The sequence below is a fragment of the Mesorhizobium sp. P160219 genome (assembly GCF_057786095.1).
The window spans coordinates 1,102,153-1,119,398 of sequence record NZ_JBYNWG010000001.1; the positions used below are offsets into that span (position 1 = coordinate 1,102,153).

Below are 17,246 nucleotides of genomic sequence, written 5' to 3' on the forward strand. Positions count from 1 at the left end.
TCCATGCACGGCAACAGATTTCGGTATAACATCCTGACAGCGCTGCTGCTCGCTCCGGCTACAGCGTGGCTGGTGGTGTTTTTGGTGTTGCCGTTCATCGCCATGGCCGTGTTCAGCGTCGGCGAGCGGGCGCCGGAGGGCGGCTATCAGGCCGCCTTCACGCTGGCGCAATACGCCAATCTCCCGGCAAGGGCGACCGCCTTCTGGAACACGATGATGCTGGCGCCTGTGGGCGCGCTTGCCTGCCTGCTCGTCGCCTACCCGGTTGCCTACTATCTCGCCCTGAAGGCGCCGGAGCGCTGGCGGCTGATCCTGCTTGCGCTCGTCGTCATTCCGTTCTGGACCAGCCTTTTGATGCGCACCTATGCCTGGATGTACATTCTGGGCGGACGCGGCATTCCCGCACTGCTGGCCTTTGTCGGCATCGAGGATGTCAGGTTGATCAACACGCCGGGCGCCGTGCTGCTCGGTATCGTCTATGGCTATTTGCCCCTCATGATCCTGCCGATCTATGTCAGTCTCGAGCGGCTCGACCGAAGGCTGCTGGAAGCCTCCGCCGATCTCGGCGCGACCCCGCTCTCAACCTTTCTGGGAGTGACGCTGAAGCTGTCGCTGCCGGGCGTGATGACCGGCTTCTCGCTGGTCATGATCCTGCTGCTCGGAGAATACCTGATCCCGACGCTGCTTGGCGGCGGCAAGGTGTTCTTCATCGGCAATGCGCTGGTCGACCTGTTCCTGCAGTCGCGCAACTGGCCGTTCGGATCGGCCATCGCCATCACGCTGGTGGCGGTTTCGGTGGTGGTGCTGATCGCGGCAAACCGCATTTCGACACGGGTGTCGGGCGCCCGCAGGGTGGATCTGATCTGATGCGCGCCTTCGTCACAGCCGTCTTCGCCTTCCTCTATCTGCCGATCGCGTTGGTCGTGCTGTTTTCCTTCAACGCCGGCCGCCATGCCAGCGAGTTCACCGGCTTTTCGGTGCAGTGGTACGGCACGGCGCTGTCGAACCCGTTCCTGGTCGAGGCGTTGAAGAACAGCCTGTTCATCGCCACCACCAGCGCCCTTCTGGCGGCGGTGTGCGGCACGGCGGCGGCACTCGGCCTGGCGCGGGTCGGGCTCAGAACCCGCGCCGTCTTCGACGCGCTGATGGGTGCCGCGATCGTCGTTCCCGGCGTCGTCATCGGCATCTCGACGCTTGTCGCGCTGGTCCAGCTGTTTGGCGTGCTCAACCCGTTCCTCGCCTCGATCTGGCCAAACGACCAGCCGCCGCGCCTGTCGCTCGGCTATGGATCGATCATCGCCGCCCACGGCCTGTTTTCGATGGCGCTGGTGACGATGATCGTCGGCACGCGTCTCGCCAGCCTCGACCGCAACCTGGTCGAGGCCTCGAGCGATCTCTACGCCACGCCGCTGACGACGTTTCGCTCGATCGTGCTGCCGCAGATCATGCCGGCGGTGATCGCCGGCTTCCTGCTCGCCTTCACCTTCTCCTTCGACGATTTCATCGTCGCCTTCTTCGTCGCCGGCGCGCAGACGACGCTGCCGATCTATGTCTTCGCCTCGATCCGGCGCGGCGTGACGCCGGAAATCAACGCCATCGCCACCATCGTGCTCGTCGCCTCGGTTCTTCTGGTGGTGCTTGCCCAATGGCAGCTGCGCCAGCGCCAGCCGTCAAACTGAACAAGCCATCCAGCTGAAAGACAAATTCATGCTCCTCAAAGACCGCATCGCCGTGGTGACGGGCGCCGGTTCCGGCATCGGCCGCGCCGGCGCCATGATCATGGCCAGGGAAGGCGCGCTGGTGGTCATCGCCGACCGGGATAAGACCAGCGGCGAGGCGACAGCGGCGAGTATCCGCGCGGCTGGCGGGCAGGCCGAGGCCATTGTCACCGACGTCTCTGACGACGCGGCGGTAGGGCAGCTCATCACAGGCACTCTCGGCAAGTATGGCCGCATCGACATTCTGCACAATCACGCCGGCATCCAGGTCGGCGGCACGCTGACCGAGGTCGAGGTCGATGGTATGGATGCGTCCTGGCGCATCAATGTACGGGCGCAGTTTCTGGCCGCGCGGCTGGTCATGCCGGCAATGGTCGCGCAAGGCGGCGGCGTCATCCTCAACACGGCTTCGAATTCGGGCGTCTTCTACGACCGCGAGATGATCGCCTATGCCACGTCCAAACATGCCGTGGTGGCGATGACCAGGCAGATGTCGCTCGACTATGCCCGGCACAATGTGCGCGTCAACGCGCTCTGCCCCGGCTGGGTCGACACCCCCTTCAACGAACCGTTCATCGCCCAGATGGGCGGACGCGAGGCGATCGAAACCTATGTCCGCACCAAGATTCCGATGGGCCGCTGGGCGAGCGCCGAAGAGATCGCAGAAGCGATCCTGTTCCTCGTCTCCGACCGCTCATCCTTCATGACCGGCCAGGCACTGGTGATCGACGGCGGCGAAAGCATCGGCTGATCTAGAGCAATTCCAGGAAAAGTGTGTAACGGTTTTCCGTCCGGAATTGCGTAAAACAAATAAGGGCAGCCGGATAGGAGGGTTCCCGCTTCTGGCTCAATCGCCGGCTGCCCGTCCTCCCTTGCCTTCATGCCGCATTTCGTCCAATAGAACGACGCAAACGCTGCGAAACCGAAGGTTTTGCCGTTTGGAAGTGCGGCTTCCGGCCTCGTTGCCGACGCGCCGCAATCGGAAAGAGCAGGACAATGTCTGCGATCGAAGCCGGCGCTCGTGCGCCGGAAAATCTTTGGCGTCAGGAAATCAGGGCGACGCTGGCGCTGGCCTGGCCGATGGTGCTGACCAATCTCGGCCAGACCGCGATGACCGCCACCGACGTCATGATGATGGGGCGTCTGGGCGCGGACACGCTGGCCAGCGGCGCGCTTGGCGCCAATCTCTATTTCATGCCGCTGATCTTCGGCCTCGGCCTGATGCTGGCGACCTCGCCGATGATCGCCACCGAGCTTGGCCGCCGGCGCTATTCGGTGCGCGATTTGCGCCGTACCGTGCGCCAGGGCCTGTGGCTGGCGATCCTGATCTCGATCCCGATCTGGATCGTGCTGTGGCATGGCGAGGCCATTCTGCTGGCCATGGGCCAGGAGCCGGCGCTCGCCCACCAGGCCGGCATCTATCTGCGCTGGCTGGAATGGGCGGTGCTGCCGTTCTACGGCTATATCGTGCTGCGTTCCTTCATCTCGGCGCTGGAGCGGCCAGGCTGGGCGTTGGTCATCGTTTTCGTCGCCGTCGCCTGCAACGCCTTTTTCAACTGGGTGTTCATGTTCGGCAATCTCGGCGTCACCTCGATGGGCATTGCCGGTTCGGGGCTGGCGACCACGCTGTCGAGCACGCTGATGTTCTGCGGCCTGGCAGCCGTGGTGATGCTGGAGAAGAAGTTCCGCCGCTACCGCCTGTTCGGCCGCTTTTGGCGCTCCGACTGGCCGCGTTTCAAGGGTCTGCTGCGGCTCGGCATGCCGATCGCCGGCATCCTCGCCTTCGAGGTGACGATCTTCAACGCGGCAGCCCTGCTGATGGGCCTGATCGATGCGGACTCGCTGGCCGCGCACGCCATCGCAATCCAGATCGCCTCGATCTCCTTCATGGTGCCGCTCGGCCTCAACCAGGCCGTCACCGTGCGCGTCGGGCTGGCCCATGGCGCAGGCAATCCGGCAGGCGTTTCGCGCGCCGGCTGGACCGCCTTCGTCATCGGCGTCTCGTCCATGGCGCTGATGGCGCTGGTGATGGTGCTGTGGCCGCATCTGTTGATCAGCGCCTTCATCGACATGACCGATCCGGCCAATGCCAGGGTGATCGCGCTGGCCGTGTCGTTCCTTGCCTTTGCGGCGCTGTTCCAGATCTTCGACGGCGCGCAGGCCGTTGCCGCCGGCATGCTGCGCGGCCTGCACGACACCAAGGTGCCGATGATCTATGCCGCCATCGGCTATTGGGGCATCGGCCTGCCGCTCGGCGTGCTGCTCGCCTTCCATTTCGGCCTGCACGGCGTCGGCATCTGGATCGGCCTGGCGTCAGGTCTGGCCGTGGTGGCGGTGCTGCTCCTCGCGCGCTGGCTGCGGCGCGACCGCATAGCACCGCCGCTTGTCTTTGGGCATTGACGGCGAACCAAGCGGTCCGCCAACTGCCCGAAGCAGTCACTGCAGAGCAGATGTCTGGTATCGCTTTGGGCCGAAAGCTGCCGGTCGGCTTGCGACGCGCAGGTTAAATAGCGGACCATGCGAAAACGCCCCTGGCAGAGTACTTCAACGGCGGAACTCCTGAAATTGCGTCAGTCGCAATCGAGGTCTTCCCATTGTTGGAAATGGAGACCAAGGTGGCCACATGGAGCACTTAAATACGCAAACATTTGTGCTCGTGTCGACATTGATCATGGTCGGCCAAAACCTCGATCACCCGGCATTCGCCGACTCTACCATGGCGGCAGCCTTCAACCATCAGCTCGAGCTCGGCCTGCAAGGCTTTCAGGCTGCGGATACGCTGCGCAACGTCGGCGAGCCGTGCTTGGGCAATGGCGTCAGCAGTTGCACAAGGCTGTAAAGGGTTATCCTGCAAATCAAGTAGAGTGCGGATCGCTTCGATATCGAAGCCCAGTTCGCGGGAATGGCGAATAAACGCTAACCGGCGCAAGTCGCCACCTTCATATTGACGGCGGTTGCCGTCACTTCGCGCTGGCGCGGCAAGCAACCCTATCTGCTCGTAATAGCGAATGGTCGGTACTTTCACGCCGCTTTGGCGGGCGGCTTCGCCAATGGTCACTCCATTCAGCATATTTCGCTTGCTCCTCTAGTCGCTAGAGGATGTAGCGTCGCAGTCAAACGATACAAGAGGAATGTTATGACCGCGCTTCAAGCACAAACCCGTTATCGCGTCGAAGGCATGGATTGTGCCGGTTGCGCCACCAAAATCGATAAGGCGGTACGTCGCATCCCTGGCGTCGAAGATGTCAGCGTGTCCGTCACCGCCGGCACCATGACGGTCAGGCACACGCCCGAGAGTGACCTCGCCGAACTTGAAAAGAAGGTGACTGGCCTCGGCTACACGGTTGCCGAACTCAAGGTAAAGGGAAAGGTCGGGCTGGACGGGGCAGAGCACCATCACAATGACCACGACGATGCGGGCGACTACCATGCGGGCCATGCTCACGCCAGCCACGATCAGGTCAGCGAAAGTCAAGATGACCGCGAGGAGGGAATAGAGGGCCTTCACGGGCACGACCGCGCGCCAACCTCGGGGCCGTGGTGGAAGAGTCCCAAGGGTCGCCTGACGATCGCCAGCGGCGCCGCGCTGGTCCTTGCGTTTGCCATTCACTATGTGTGGCCGGCGTCCGGGGTGTGGGTCTTTATCGCGGCCATGCTGGTTGGCCTGGTGCCTATCGCCAAACGGGCCGTCATGGCCGCCGTCGCAGGCATTCCCTTCACCATCGAAATGCTCATGACCATAGCGGCCGTCGGTGCGGTCATTATCGGCGCCGGCCAGGAAGCTGCCACTGTGGTCTTCCTGTTCCTTGTCGGTGAGCTTCTCGAGGGCGTTGCCGCCGGAAAGGCGCGCTCGAGCATTCAAGCGCTGACCACGCTGGTCCCGAAAACGGCCTTCATTGAAAAGGGCGGCAAGACGCGCGAGGTGCCGGCCGAAAGCCTTGAAGTAGGCGCCATGATCATGGTGCGGCCGGGTGACCGGATTCCCGCCGATGGCGAGATCACCGAGGGTGAGAGCGCGATCGACGAATCCCCGGTGTCAGGCGAGAGCGTGCCGGTGCGCAAATGCGTCGGCGACAAGGTTTTCGCCGGCACCATCAATGGCGACGCTGTTTTGCGCATCAAGGTCACCGCCGTTGCCTCCGATAACACCATCGCGCGCGTCGTCAAGCTGGTCGAGGAAGCCCAGGAGAGCAAGGCGCCAACTGAGCGGTTCGTCGACCGCTTCTCGCGCTGGTACACGCCTGCTGTGGTCGGCGTGGCCGCGATGGTGGCCGTGGTTCCACCTCTCGTTTTCGGCGGCAACTGGAACGAATGGATCTACAAAGGCCTCGCCCTGTTGCTCATCGGCTGCCCCTGTGCCCTGGTCATCTCGGTCCCGGCGGCAATCGCCGCGTCGCTCTCGGCTGGCGCCAAGCGCGGCCTACTGATGAAGGGCGGGGCGGTCCTCGAGGTTCTCGGCAAGGTCACCGCCGTGGCGCTTGACAAGACCGGCACGCTCACGCTCGGCAAGCCCCAGGTCACCGACGTGGTTTCTTTCGGAAAATCGGAGGCCGAAGTGCTGCGTCTTGCTGCCGCCTTGGAGACCGGCTCAAGCCATCCGCTTGCCATCGCCATCCTCGCAAAGGCGTCTGCAGACAAGGTTCAGGCTCCGGCCGTGTCCAAAGCGCAGGCTCTAGGTGGCAAGGGGGTCAAGGCGAACGTGGAAGGCACCGAAGTTTTCCTTGCATCGCCACAGGCGGCCGAGGATACGGCGAAGCTCACTGAGGTTCAAAAGTCTCAAATCGCCGCGCTCAATGACGAAGGCAAAACCGTTTCGGTCGTCCTCGTCGACAACAAGGTGGCGGGCGCCATTGCAATGCGTGATGAACCGCGCCCGGACGCTTTCGCTGGTCTCAAGGCGCTGACGGATTCCGGCATTAAGACCATCATGCTGACGGGCGACAACAAGCGGACAGCTGCCGCGATCGGCAAGCAACTCGGCATCGAGGTCCGCGCCGCGCTACTGCCAGAAGACAAGCAGCGTATTGTCGGAGAGCTGAAGGGAGAGGGCCTCATTGTGGCCAAGGTCGGCGATGGCATTAATGACGCGCCAGCCCTTGCGGCCGCCGATGTTGGTATTGCGATGGGCGGCGGCACTGACGTGGCTCTCGAAACCGCTGATGCAGCGGTGCTGCATGGCCGTGTCGGCGACGTTGCCGCGATGATTGCGCTGTCGAAGGCGACCATGGCCAACATCAAACAGAACATAACCATGGCCCTCGGCCTCAAGGCCGTCTTCCTCGTGACCACGGTCTTGGGAATCACCGGCCTGTGGCCGGCGATCATGGCCGATACCGGCGCGACCGTGCTGGTGACGGCCAATGCCATGCGCCTCCTGCGTTGGAAAGGGGCAGCATGACGGCGGTGCCGCACCATGTGCTAGACTTGCGAAATGGCTGGTGCACACCGGCTTCGCCGCACCAGCCATATCGCTGAAGATCAAGCAGGCCTGGGCCGGGACGGCCCGTACAGGCGACGCGATCGAGGGGTGCTGTTACAAATGATTGCGCTCAGCTCCCGTCCGACGACATCGCGCCGAGCAGCCGGCGTATATCGCCGAACCTGGCGATCGAGCCGAACACCAGTGCCGCCACCGCCACGAAGAACACCGAGACCGAAGCCATGGTCGGCGTGTAGCCGTAGCGCAGCGCGTTGAAGATCTTGATGGGCAGCGTCTCGGTGGTGAAGCCGATCGTCATGTAGGCGACGATGTATTCGTTGAGCGACAAGACGAAGGCGAAGGCGTAGCCCGAGACGAGGTAGGGCAGGATCAACGGCAGCACCACGGTTTTCAGCACTGTGCGGTCATCGGCGCCCATGGTCGCCGCGGCCTCGACCAGCGAGCGGTCGATCGAGGCAAAGCCGAGCGACAGCGTCACCAGCGGCAGCGTCACGAAGAAGATGGCGTGGCTGATTATGGCGGTGAAGAACTGGCCGAACAGCCCGACCGTCGCCCAGAAGGAGAGGAAGCCGAGCGCGGTGATGACCGGCGGCAGGATGAAGGGCGCGAGGCCCAGCACCTGAAAAATGTTCGCCCATGGCGCGATGCGCCGCCACAGGAACCAGGCCAGCGGCAGCGCGACCGCCACGGCAATGGCCGCCGAGCAGACGGCCAGCGTCACCGAATGGATCAGCGCCAGCCGCCATTCCGGATCGGTGAAGATCTGGGCGTACCAGGCGAGCGAGAAACCGACCGGCGGGAAGGAGAGCTCCTGGCGCGAATTGACCGACACGCCGGCGACGACGATCAGCGGCGCCGCCAGGAACAGCGCGACGATGGTGAAATAGACACGGCGCAGCAAGGTCGCGGTCATAGGGCGTTCTCCCTTCGTCCGACGAGCAGTGTCAATCCGACCAGCGCCAGCGAGATCAGCACCAGGAACACCGCCATTGCGGCCGCGAACGGCATGTTGGACTGGTAGATCGCCTGGTCGGTGATCAACACCGACAGCGTCCAGTGTTGAGGCCGTCCCAGAATCTGCGGCAGCAGATAGGAGCCGAGGGCGAACACGAAGACCATGATCAGCGTCGCCACGATGGTGTTGCGGAGCGCCGGCGCGACGACGTTGAAGAAGGCGCGGATCGGCGAGGCGCCGAGCGTGCGCGCTGCCTCGAGCAATGTCGGGTCGAGGCGCACGAGGGCGGGGTACAGCACCAGGATCGTATAGGGCAGCGCCTGGTAGACCATGCCGGTCAGCACCGCGCCAAAGGTCGGCAGCAGCGCCACCGGCTTGTCCATCAGCCCGATCGCCACGAACAGATTGGTGATGCCGGCGGTGCGCGAAAACAGCGTCGACCAGGCAAAGCCGATAATGACTTCCGACAGCGACAGCACCGACAGGAGGCCGACCAGCCACAGAGTCTGTACGCGGCGCGGCCGACGGGTCAAAAGGTAGGTGAAGGGGAAGGCGATGGCGACGCAGCAGACGGCGACCAGCACCGCCAGCATTAGCGAAAAGCCGAGCACGCCGCCGAAGAACACCGACAGGAAGCGGGCGTAATTGTCGAACACGAAATCCGGCGTGTAGAAACCGGACGGATTGCGCTTGAAGAAGCTGACAGCGATCATCGTCGAGAACGGGACGACGAAGAAGACGACCAGCATCAGCGCCGGAAAGAACAGCGGCGTGTAGTCGGCTATCGACTTCGGGGGTTCGCGTCTCATGCGCCGAGCACCACGCAGCTTGCCGGTGGCAATGTTACGCCGACCTTGGCGCCGACCGGCACGTCGTGCCGCTCGCGCGGCGTCGTTACCGCAATGATGCTGGTACCGCCGACGTCGACGAAGGTCTCGATGGTGCCGCCGAGATCGCGAACGAAGCTCACCTCGCCGGTAATGGCCGAGCCGCCGGGGCTGCCGAGATGCACATCCTCGGGGCGGACCGATACAGACGCTTTAGTCTGACCCGCCGGCATGGCAAGACCTGGAATGGCTGTGCCCAGAATGGTGGTGCGCCCGGTGCTGTCGATCTCGGCCGGCAGCAGATTGGTGATGCCGATGAAGTCGGCGACGAAGGCGTCGGCCGGCTTGCGGTAGATATCGATCGGCGGCGCCGCCTGCAGGATTCTGCCGTGGCCCATGACGACGACCAGGTCGGCCATCGTCATGGCTTCGCGCTGGTCGTGGGTGACGACGATGGTGGTGATGCCCAACCGCTGCTGCAACTGGCGCAGTTCCACCTGCATGGCCTCGCGCAATTTGGCGTCGAGCGCCGACAGCGGCTCGTCGAGCAGGAACAGTTTCGGCGACAGCGCCAAGGCCCGCGCAATTGCCACGCGCTGGCGCTGACCGCCCGATAGTTTGGCCACCGGACGGTCGGCAAAGCCGGTCAGATGGATGAGGCCCAGCAACTCGTCGACGCGTTTCTTCTGCTCCTCGTTCGAGGCGCCGCGAATGCGCAGCGCATAGGCGATGTTGTCGCCAACAGAGAGATGCGGAAACAGCGCCAGCGACTGGAACACCATGCCGAGATTGCGCTTGTGCGTCGGCAGCGGGGTGATGTCCTCGCCGTCGAGCACGATGGCGCCGCTGGTCGGCTCCTCCAGCCCGGCGATCATGCGCAGCAGCGTGGTCTTGCCGCAGCCCGACGGGCCGAGCAGGCACACGAAAGTGCCGTGCGGCACGTTGAGCTGCACATTGTCGACGGCGGCGAAGTTGCCGAATGTTTTGGTGACGGCGTTGATGTCTAGTCCGGACATGCTCATCCCTCTCAGGCTGTGCGCTGGAGCAATTCCAGGAAAAGTGTGTAACGGTTTTCCGTCCGGAATTGCTTACAAACAAGAAAGTTGGAGTAGGTCGCCGTTTCCATGAAACGGTGAACTGCTCTAACTGGCGGCCGGAAGAGGTCCGGCGGCCGATCAGTTTTTAAGCGGATCGAACGGCTCAGCCGACGATGAGCTCGGTCCACTTCTGGTTGATCCAGTCGGCCTTCGACGTATAGAGGTCGTAGCGCGGAATGATCGGATCGATATCCGACGACACCGCGGCGAACTCTTCCGGCTTGAGATCAAGCACCTCCTTCTTCAGCGTCGGCGTGGTGCCGACCTTGCGCGACATCAGGCCCTGCATTGACGGCTGGCTCATATAGTCGATGAATGCATGTGCCTCGTCGACCTTGGTCGAGGCGCGCGACAGCACCCAATTGCCGGAGTCCTGGATGCCGCCTTCCTTCGGGAAGGTCGAGCGGACATGGAAGCCGTCGGCGACCGCGAGGCCGGTGACGTCGTGATAATACTGGCCCATCGGGATCTCGCCCGACTTCAGCGCCTGCTCGAACTGCGCCTCGTCGCGATACCACAGCCGGACATTCGGCTTGAGCTCGGCGAGCTTTTCGAACGCCTTGTTCAGTCCGTCCTCGGTGTCGAGCGCATTGGTGCCGCCCATGAAGGTCTTGGCCGTCACTTCGAGCAGGAACGAGTTCGAGGCAAGCGCCAGCAGGCCGAGCTTGTCCTCATTGGCCTTGTCCCACAGCGTCTCCCATGAGGTCGGCGCATCCTTGTAGACGTCGGTGTTGGAGACCAGCGTGATCCACCAGGCGACGGCGCCGATGCCAGCAACACGGCCATCCGGATATTTGTTGACGAAGCGCGGCAAGAGGTCGTTGTAGTGCTTGAACTTCGACGTATCGAGCGGCGTCCACAATTCGGTCGACTGGCCCTTCAGCGTCGAGGTCTGCGACATCATCGAAAGGTCGGCCGGCGCCTGGCCTGCCTTGGACGCCTGTTCGAGCTGCACCAGCCAGGCTTCGCCGGTCGGCTCGGCGACCGATTCCACTGCAATGCCGGTGGCCTTGGTAAAATCTGGGAAGACGTGCTCGTCAAAGGATTTCTTGAAGTAGCCGCCATAGACGCCGACCTTCAGCGACTTGTCCTGCGCGCGCAGGATCGACGGCATGGCGAGCACGCCGGCTGTAGCGAGGCCCGCACCAAGCACGCCGCGCCGTGTCAGGGATTTTCCAATCAGTCTGTTCATCTGGTTTCTCCTCAGTTGATGCCGTTCTATTCCGGCAGGTTCCCTTCACGCACTGTCGCCGCCTGACGTCAGTGGGCCGCCGCTCGTTGTTCGAGCGTACGGGCGTATTGCGTCAGTGGAAAGCACATGACGAAGAAGATCAGCGCCACCAGCCCGTAGACCTTGAACGGTTCGAAGGTGGCGTTGTTGATGGCGTTGGAGGTTCTGACCAGCTCCTCGAAGCCGATGATCGAGGTCAGCGCCGTCGACTTGATCAACTGCACCAGGAAGCCGACGATCGGCGCCCTTGTGATCGAGAACGCCTGCGGCAGGATGATCAGCCGGAGCTCCTGCAGACGGTGCAGGCCAAGGCTGGCGCCGGCATCCCACTGTCCCAGCGGCAGCGCATCGACGCCGCTGCGCCAGATCTCGGCCAGATAGGCGCTGGCGAAGAAGGTCAGGCCGAGCACCGCTGCCGTCCATGGCTCGATGCGCAGGCCGAGCATCGGCAGGCCGAAGAACATCAGGAACAGCTGCATCAACAGCGGCGTTCCCTGGAACAGGGCGATGTAGCCGGATGCGACCCGCTGGCTCCATTTATTCTCTGCGATCCTGAAGAACAGCACGATCAGCCCGACCAGCGCCCCGCCGACGAAGGCGGCCAGTGACAACAGCACCGTCCAGCGGGCGGCGAGCAGCAGATTGCGAACGATGTCCCAGAGGGTGAATTCGATCATGTGACACCTGCCCCCAACACGCGGCGCCCGCCTGTGACCAGCAGCCGGCGCAAGGCCATGGACAGGACGAGGTAGACCAGGGTCACGACGAAATAGGTTTCGAAGGACCGGAAGGTGCGGGCTTGCAGCATGTCGGCCTCATAGGTCAGCTCGCGCACGGCGATCTGCGACACCACGGCCGATTCCAGCATCATGATGACGATCTGGCTGGTCAGCGCCGGATAGATCACCTTGAGCGCCTGCGGCAGCACGATCTTGACAAACACCTGGCGTGGCCGAAGCCCGAGTGCCAAGGCGGCTTCCGTCTGTCCGCCGGGCACGGCATCGAGACCGGCGCCGACGATTTCAATGGTGTAGGCCGCCATGTTGAGCGTCATTGCCAACATGGCTGCCAGGATCGGATCGAGCCTTATGCCGAGGCTGGGCAGTCCGAAGAAGATGAAGAACAGCTGCACCAGGAACGGCGTGTTGCGCATCACCTCGACATACACCGCGATGGCGCGCTTCACGAATACCGGGCCGTTGCGCCGGCCGGCAGCGCCCAGGATGCTGAGCAGCGTGCCCACGAGCGTGGTCACGACGATCAACAGGATCGTCGTGGCCGCGCCGCGCGCGATGTCGCCCACAGCACCTGGGAGCCAGGCAAAAGCCACGAGAACTCAATCCTTGAGGTTGTCGGGATTGAGCGGCGTCTTCAGCCAGACCTTCGAGCTCTCGTCGAGCTTGCCGTTGGCCAGCATCTTGGCAACCGCATCATTGACCGCCGTCTTCAGCCGGTCCTCTTTTTTGTTGAGGCCGATATGCGAAGGCGAGGTCAAGAGCTGGAACTTCTGCTCCGGCTTCAGCGCGTCCTGCTTGGCCAGCACCTGGGCGCCGACATCATTGCCGACCACCATCAGCTGGGTCTGGCCGGAGATGAAGGCCTGGATGACGGAATTGTAGTTGTCGAAGCGCTTGATGTCGGCCGATGACGGCGCCGCTTCGGTCAACGACGTATCCTCGAGCGTGCCGCGATTGACGGCGATCGACTTGTCGGCGAGATCTTCCTTGCCTTTGATCGAAAGCGCTGCCGGACCGATGACGGCGATGTAGTAGGGCGCATAGGCGGCGGCGAAATCGATCACCTCCTCGCGCTCCTTGGAATAGCCGACGCTCATCAGGATATCGACGCGCTTGTCGGTGAGATACGGGATGCGGTTCTGGCCGGTGACGCTGACCAGATTGAGCTTCACCTTGAGTGAATCGGCGATCGCCTGCGCGACGTCGACGTCGTAACCCTTGATGCTCATATCGGCGCTGGCCGAGGAGAAGGGCGGAAAGTCGGAGAAGATGCCGACATTGATGGCGCCGGCCTTGGTGATGTCGTCGACGGCGTCGGCATTGGCCTGGGCGGCGAAGCCGAGGCCGGCGAGCATCAGCGCGGCGGCGATGGTTGATTTCATTTGGATTGTCATTGGTATTCCCCTTCTGGAAGCTTGTTTGTTTTGGAAACGGCCGCCGGCTCCAGCGCGGCGGCCGCCTTTGCATGTGAAATCCGTCAGGCCCCCTTGCCGGTGATCGCCGGGCTGAACACCATCAGGCTCAGGATCTCGAACAGGACCTGGGCGCCGACATGGGCGGTGTTGGTGGTCGCGTCATATTGCGGCGCCACCTCGACGACGTCGCCGCCGACGATGTTGAGGCCTTTCAAGCCGCGCAGCAGTTCGAGCACTTCGCGCGTCGTCAGGCCGCCGATTTCCGGCGTGCCGGTGCCTGGCGCGAAGGCCGGATCGACACTGTCGACGTCGAAGGAAATGTAGGTCGGGCCGTCGCCGACTATTCTGCGCGCCTTCTCGATGATGGCCGGGATGCCGAGACCCGTCACCTCTTCGGCATGCACGACCGTCATGCCGGATTCATAGGTGAACTCCCACAGATACTCCGCCGAGCCGCGGATGCCGATCTGGATGGTGCGGGTGGGGTCGAGCACGCCGTCCAGCACCGCGTTGCGGAACGGTCCGCCATGATGGAACTTGGTCATGTCGAACAGCCCGCTTGTGTCGCAATGAGCGTCGATATGGATCATGCCGACCGGCGCCTTTTTGCCGACCGCCTTCAGGATCGGATGGCTGATCGAGTGGTCGCCTCCGACCGAGAGCGGCAGCACGCCGGCATCGACGATCTGGTTGGTGCGGCGCTCGATATCTTCGTGGCTGACCTCCAGCCGGTAGCGGCTGCGGAACGGCGTATCGCCGATGTCGGCGACGCGCAGCTCATGCGTCGGCGCGCATTCCAGCACATGATTGTAAGGGCCGATGCGCTCGATGGCGCGCAGCGCCCTTGGCCCGAAGCGCGAGCCGGGCCGGTTGGTGACGCCGAGATCCATCGGCACGCCGATGATCGCCACCTGCAAATCGCCGAAATCCGGATTGTCGGCAGCGATTTCACGGTAGGGCGCGGCGAGGAAGGTGGGGATGCCGGCATAGGGCGCCAGCCTTGTGCCGCTCTTGGAGAAGATCTTGTCCGCGACCTTGCGGAACTTCGGGTCGAACATCTCGCCGCCATGGCTCTCGCCATACTTGCGGCGCAAGGCTTCCAGCTTGCCTCTGTCATAACCCATGTCGGTCTCCTCCTGCGGGCTGATGCATGCGGCCGTGGCGACATCTGCGAACTGACCATCATCCGGCCGGGTCGCTGTCCCGCTGGCTGCCTGTAGATTTCACGTCATTGATGCTGTTGACCTGCCAAAGTGTCCGGCAGCCGCATTGAAAAATCAATTGATATTGTTACGGTGCTGATTGTGAGAAAATCTCACAGAGTATCCGGTTGCTCATGGCCAAGCGTCTGCCCCCCTTGAATCCCTTGCGCGCCTTCGAGGCGACGGCGCGGCATGCCTCGCTGACCAAGGCGGCGAGTGAGCTCAACGTCACCCACGGCGCAATCAGCCACCAGATCAAGGCGCTCGAGCAATCACTCGGCGTAAAACTGTTCGAACGCACCGGACAGCGGGTAAAGCTCACCCCGCACGGCGCCGAATTGCTGCCGGCGGTCTCGACCGCCTTCGACGGCATCGCCGCCGCCACCCAGCGCATGACCAGGCCAGCCAGCGCCGGTACGCTGTCGGTCTCCTGCGTGCCGGCGCTGCTGCTTCTGTGGATGACGCCGCGGCTCGGCAGCTTCATGGCGCAATATCCTGATATCAGGTTGACGCTGATCCCGTCCAACGACCCCAAGGACATCCGCGCCCCACAGGTCGATGTCTGCGTGCTCTATGGCGACGGCAGCTGGACCGATTGCTGGATGCGCAAATGGTCGGGCCTCGAACTGTTCCCGGTGGTCAGCCCGACGCTGATCAACAACCGGCCGCTCCGCATCTGCCGGGATCTTGCTGGCCATGTCATCCTGCATGGCGATGATGGCCGCGAATGGCACACCTGGCTGGCCGCCGCCGATGGGCTCGACCTCGAACGTGGCCGCCGCCACCATCTCGGCGACGCCCGTACGGCGATCGAAGCCGCGGTGCACGGACATGGCGTGGCTCTCGGCGATTCCGTCACCGCCAGCATGCTGCTCGCCAGGGGCCTGCTGGTGGCGCCGTTCAGCCTGTCGGTGCCGGCGGTCGATGATTTCTACGTCGTCTGCCGCAACGAGATGCGTTCGGCGCCTATCGTGCAATTGTTCGTCGACTGGCTGTTTGCCGAAAAGGAACAGGCCGACAGCCGGGCCGACGCGCCGGTGGCCGGCCGCATCGGCAGCCGCAGGAAGCGTCCGGCGCTGCGGGTGGTGGGCGCCAAGAGTTGAGGCTGGACCTGAGCGGCTGCTTTTTGTCGGGCCAGCCCGGAAAGCGGGAGGCGCTTTCAAAAATTCAATGCTAATAAGCTCTTGCCCGGCAATTCCAGGAAAACTGTGCGGCGGTTTCCCGTCCGGAATTGCGTAAGAAAGACGTGAGCAGCGAAGGCGACGGCAGGACATGGCAAGAACCGATATAGCGCGGCGCGTCTACAACCACACCTGGAAGCTGGACCCGATCGTCCGCAGCCTGCTCGACACCGATTTCTACAAGCTTCTGATGCTGCAGATGATCTGGGGCATGTACCCCAAGGTCGACGCCACCTTTTCGCTGATCAACCGCACCACCTCGGTGCGCCTGGCCGACGACATCGACGAAGGCGAATTGCGCGACCAGCTCGACCATGCCCGCACGCTGCGCTTCTCCAAGAAGGAGATGATCTGGCTTGGCGGTAACAATTTCTATGGCCGCAAGCAGATCTTCGAGCCGGAATTCCTCGCCTGGCTGGAAGGTTTTCGGCTGCCCGACTACGAGCTGTCCAAGCGCGACGGTCAGTACGAGCTCTCCTTCAGCGGTCCCTGGATGTACACCACCCTGTGGGAAATCCCGGCGCTGGCGATCATCAATGAGCTTCGTTCCCGCGCCGCCATGCGCGCCTTCGGTCCCTTCGCGCTTGACGTGCTCTATGCACGCGCCAAGGGGAAGATGTGGGCCAAGACCGAACGCTTGAAGGCGCTGCCCGGCATCCGCATCTCCGATTTCGGCACCCGCCGCCGCCATTCCTTCCTGTGGCAGCGCTGGTGCGTCGAGGCGCTCAAGGAAGGCATTGGCGAAGCCTTCACCGGCACCTCGAACGTGCTGCTGGCCATGGACAACGACCTCGAAGCGCTCGGCACCAACGCGCATGAATTGCCGATGGTTTTTGCCGCCCTTGCCAAGTCGGAAAAGGAATTGAAGGAATCGCCCTACAAGGTGCTGCAGGACTGGCAGCGCTATTACGGCGGCAACCTGCTGATCGTGCTGCCCGACGCTTTCGGCACCGCATCCTTCCTGCGCGACGCCCCGGACTGGGTCGCCGACTGGACCGGCTTCCGCCCCGACAGCGCGCCGCCGATCGAAGGCGGCGAAAAAATCATCGACTGGTGGCGCGAGAAGGGCAAGGACCCCAGGCAGAAGCTGCTGATCTTCTCCGACGGTCTCGAGGTCGAAACCATCGAGGAGACCTACAGGCACTTCAAGGGCAAGGTGCGCATGTCCTTCGGCTGGGGCACCAACCTCACCAACGATTTCGAAGGCTGCGCGCCGACCGAAACCAACAGCCTGGATGCGATATCGCTGGTCTGCAAGGTGACGGAGGCCAATGGCCGGCCGGCGGTGAAGCTGTCGGACAATCCGGCGAAAGCGACGGGCGACAAGAAGGAGATCGAGCGCTATCTCCGGATTTTTGGGGCGAAGGACCGCGTGGAGCAGCTGGTCAAGGTTTGAGGGTCGGCGGGTGCCTTGCTGGACGAAATGGAAATCGCGATAGCGTG

Annotated in this window: 16 protein-coding genes; 7 read left to right on the top strand and 9 right to left on the bottom strand. The window is 63.1% G+C overall.

Translation table 11 applies throughout. The features are described from left to right. The first annotated feature begins 3 nt into the window (after positions 1-3). The 4 genes from AC3EMP_RS05595 (at position 4) to AC3EMP_RS05610 (ending at position 4,118) form a co-directional block, all read left to right on the top strand. Complete coding sequence (locus AC3EMP_RS05595; RefSeq protein ID WP_023671266.1) at positions 4-867, top strand: ABC transporter permease; 864 nt, start codon at positions 4-6, stop codon at positions 865-867. Further along, positions 867-1,679, top strand: a complete 813-nt coding sequence (locus tag AC3EMP_RS05600; RefSeq protein WP_023671267.1) for an ABC transporter permease — start codon at positions 867-869, stop codon at positions 1,677-1,679. Before AC3EMP_RS05595 ends, AC3EMP_RS05600 begins: the two co-directional genes overlap by 1 nt. A gap of 28 nt (positions 1,680-1,707) precedes the next feature. Beyond that, entirely contained in the window at positions 1,708-2,469 is a 762-nt protein-coding gene (locus tag AC3EMP_RS05605) for an SDR family NAD(P)-dependent oxidoreductase (protein WP_023671268.1), read from the top strand. A 245-nt stretch (positions 2,470-2,714) separates the two neighbouring features. Then, complete coding sequence (locus tag AC3EMP_RS05610) at positions 2,715-4,118, top strand: MATE family efflux transporter (protein WP_023671269.1); 1,404 nt, start codon at positions 2,715-2,717, stop codon at positions 4,116-4,118. A gap of 232 nt (positions 4,119-4,350) precedes the next feature. Here the strand turns inward: AC3EMP_RS05610 and AC3EMP_RS05615 are convergent, their stop codons facing one another. Then, positions 4,351-4,785 carry a MerR family transcriptional regulator gene (locus tag AC3EMP_RS05615; RefSeq protein ID WP_155921645.1) on the bottom strand — a complete coding sequence of 145 codons (435 nt, stop codon included), beginning with the start codon at positions 4,783-4,785 and terminating at the stop codon, positions 4,351-4,353. A 69-nt stretch (positions 4,786-4,854) separates the two neighbouring features. Here AC3EMP_RS05615 and AC3EMP_RS05620 point away from each other — a divergent pair, with 69 nt between their 5' ends. Continuing rightward, complete coding sequence (locus AC3EMP_RS05620) at positions 4,855-7,116, top strand: heavy metal translocating P-type ATPase (protein ID WP_023671271.1); 2,262 nt, start codon at positions 4,855-4,857, stop codon at positions 7,114-7,116. 151 nt (positions 7,117-7,267) lie between these two features. Here AC3EMP_RS05620 and AC3EMP_RS05625 read toward each other — a convergent pair whose 3' ends face one another. From AC3EMP_RS05625 to speB, 8 genes are all read right to left on the bottom strand, one after another. Beyond that, a complete protein-coding gene (locus AC3EMP_RS05625; RefSeq protein ID WP_023671272.1) occupies positions 7,268-8,071 on the bottom strand; it encodes an ABC transporter permease in 804 nt (267 codons plus the stop codon). Beyond that, positions 8,068-8,922 (bottom strand): ABC transporter permease, encoded by an 855-nt coding sequence (locus AC3EMP_RS05630; protein ID WP_023736905.1) that lies wholly within the window; start codon positions 8,920-8,922, stop codon positions 8,068-8,070. The genes AC3EMP_RS05625 and AC3EMP_RS05630 overlap by 4 nt, the downstream gene beginning before the upstream one ends. Beyond that, the gene (locus tag AC3EMP_RS05635; protein WP_352710657.1) at positions 8,919-9,956 is read right to left on the bottom strand and encodes an ABC transporter ATP-binding protein; all 1,038 of its coding nucleotides are present in this window, start codon (positions 9,954-9,956) and stop codon (positions 8,919-8,921) included. Before AC3EMP_RS05635 ends, AC3EMP_RS05630 begins: the two co-directional genes overlap by 4 nt. A 184-nt stretch (positions 9,957-10,140) precedes the next feature. Then, positions 10,141-11,229, bottom strand: a complete 1,089-nt coding sequence (locus AC3EMP_RS05640) for an ABC transporter substrate-binding protein (protein ID WP_023671275.1) — start codon at positions 11,227-11,229, stop codon at positions 10,141-10,143. A 68-nt stretch (positions 11,230-11,297) separates the two neighbouring features. Further along, positions 11,298-11,945, bottom strand: coding sequence for an amino acid ABC transporter permease (locus tag AC3EMP_RS05645; RefSeq protein ID WP_023711356.1), 648 nt, complete (start codon positions 11,943-11,945; stop codon positions 11,298-11,300). Then, positions 11,942-12,598, bottom strand: coding sequence for an amino acid ABC transporter permease (locus AC3EMP_RS05650; protein ID WP_023683571.1), 657 nt, complete (start codon positions 12,596-12,598; stop codon positions 11,942-11,944). Before AC3EMP_RS05650 ends, AC3EMP_RS05645 begins: the two co-directional genes overlap by 4 nt. A gap of 6 nt (positions 12,599-12,604) precedes the next feature. Next, positions 12,605-13,399 (bottom strand): transporter substrate-binding domain-containing protein, encoded by a 795-nt coding sequence (locus tag AC3EMP_RS05655; protein ID WP_023711355.1) that lies wholly within the window; start codon positions 13,397-13,399, stop codon positions 12,605-12,607. 83 nt (positions 13,400-13,482) lie between these two features. Beyond that, positions 13,483-14,544: an agmatinase gene (gene speB, locus AC3EMP_RS05660; RefSeq protein ID WP_023714542.1), complete on the bottom strand. Its 1,062-nt coding sequence runs from the start codon at positions 14,542-14,544 to the stop codon at positions 13,483-13,485. Positions 14,545-14,756: 212 nt separating this feature from the next. Here speB and gcvA point away from each other — a divergent pair, with 212 nt between their 5' ends. Together gcvA and pncB are read left to right on the top strand one after the other, a co-directional pair. Then, positions 14,757-15,725 carry a transcriptional regulator GcvA gene (gene gcvA / locus AC3EMP_RS05665; protein WP_023671280.1) on the top strand — a complete coding sequence of 323 codons (969 nt, stop codon included), beginning with the start codon at positions 14,757-14,759 and terminating at the stop codon, positions 15,723-15,725. A 169-nt stretch (positions 15,726-15,894) separates the two neighbouring features. Then, entirely contained in the window at positions 15,895-17,199 is a 1,305-nt protein-coding gene (pncB, locus tag AC3EMP_RS05670; protein ID WP_023683568.1) for a nicotinate phosphoribosyltransferase, read from the top strand. Positions 17,200-17,246 lie beyond the last annotated feature (47 nt).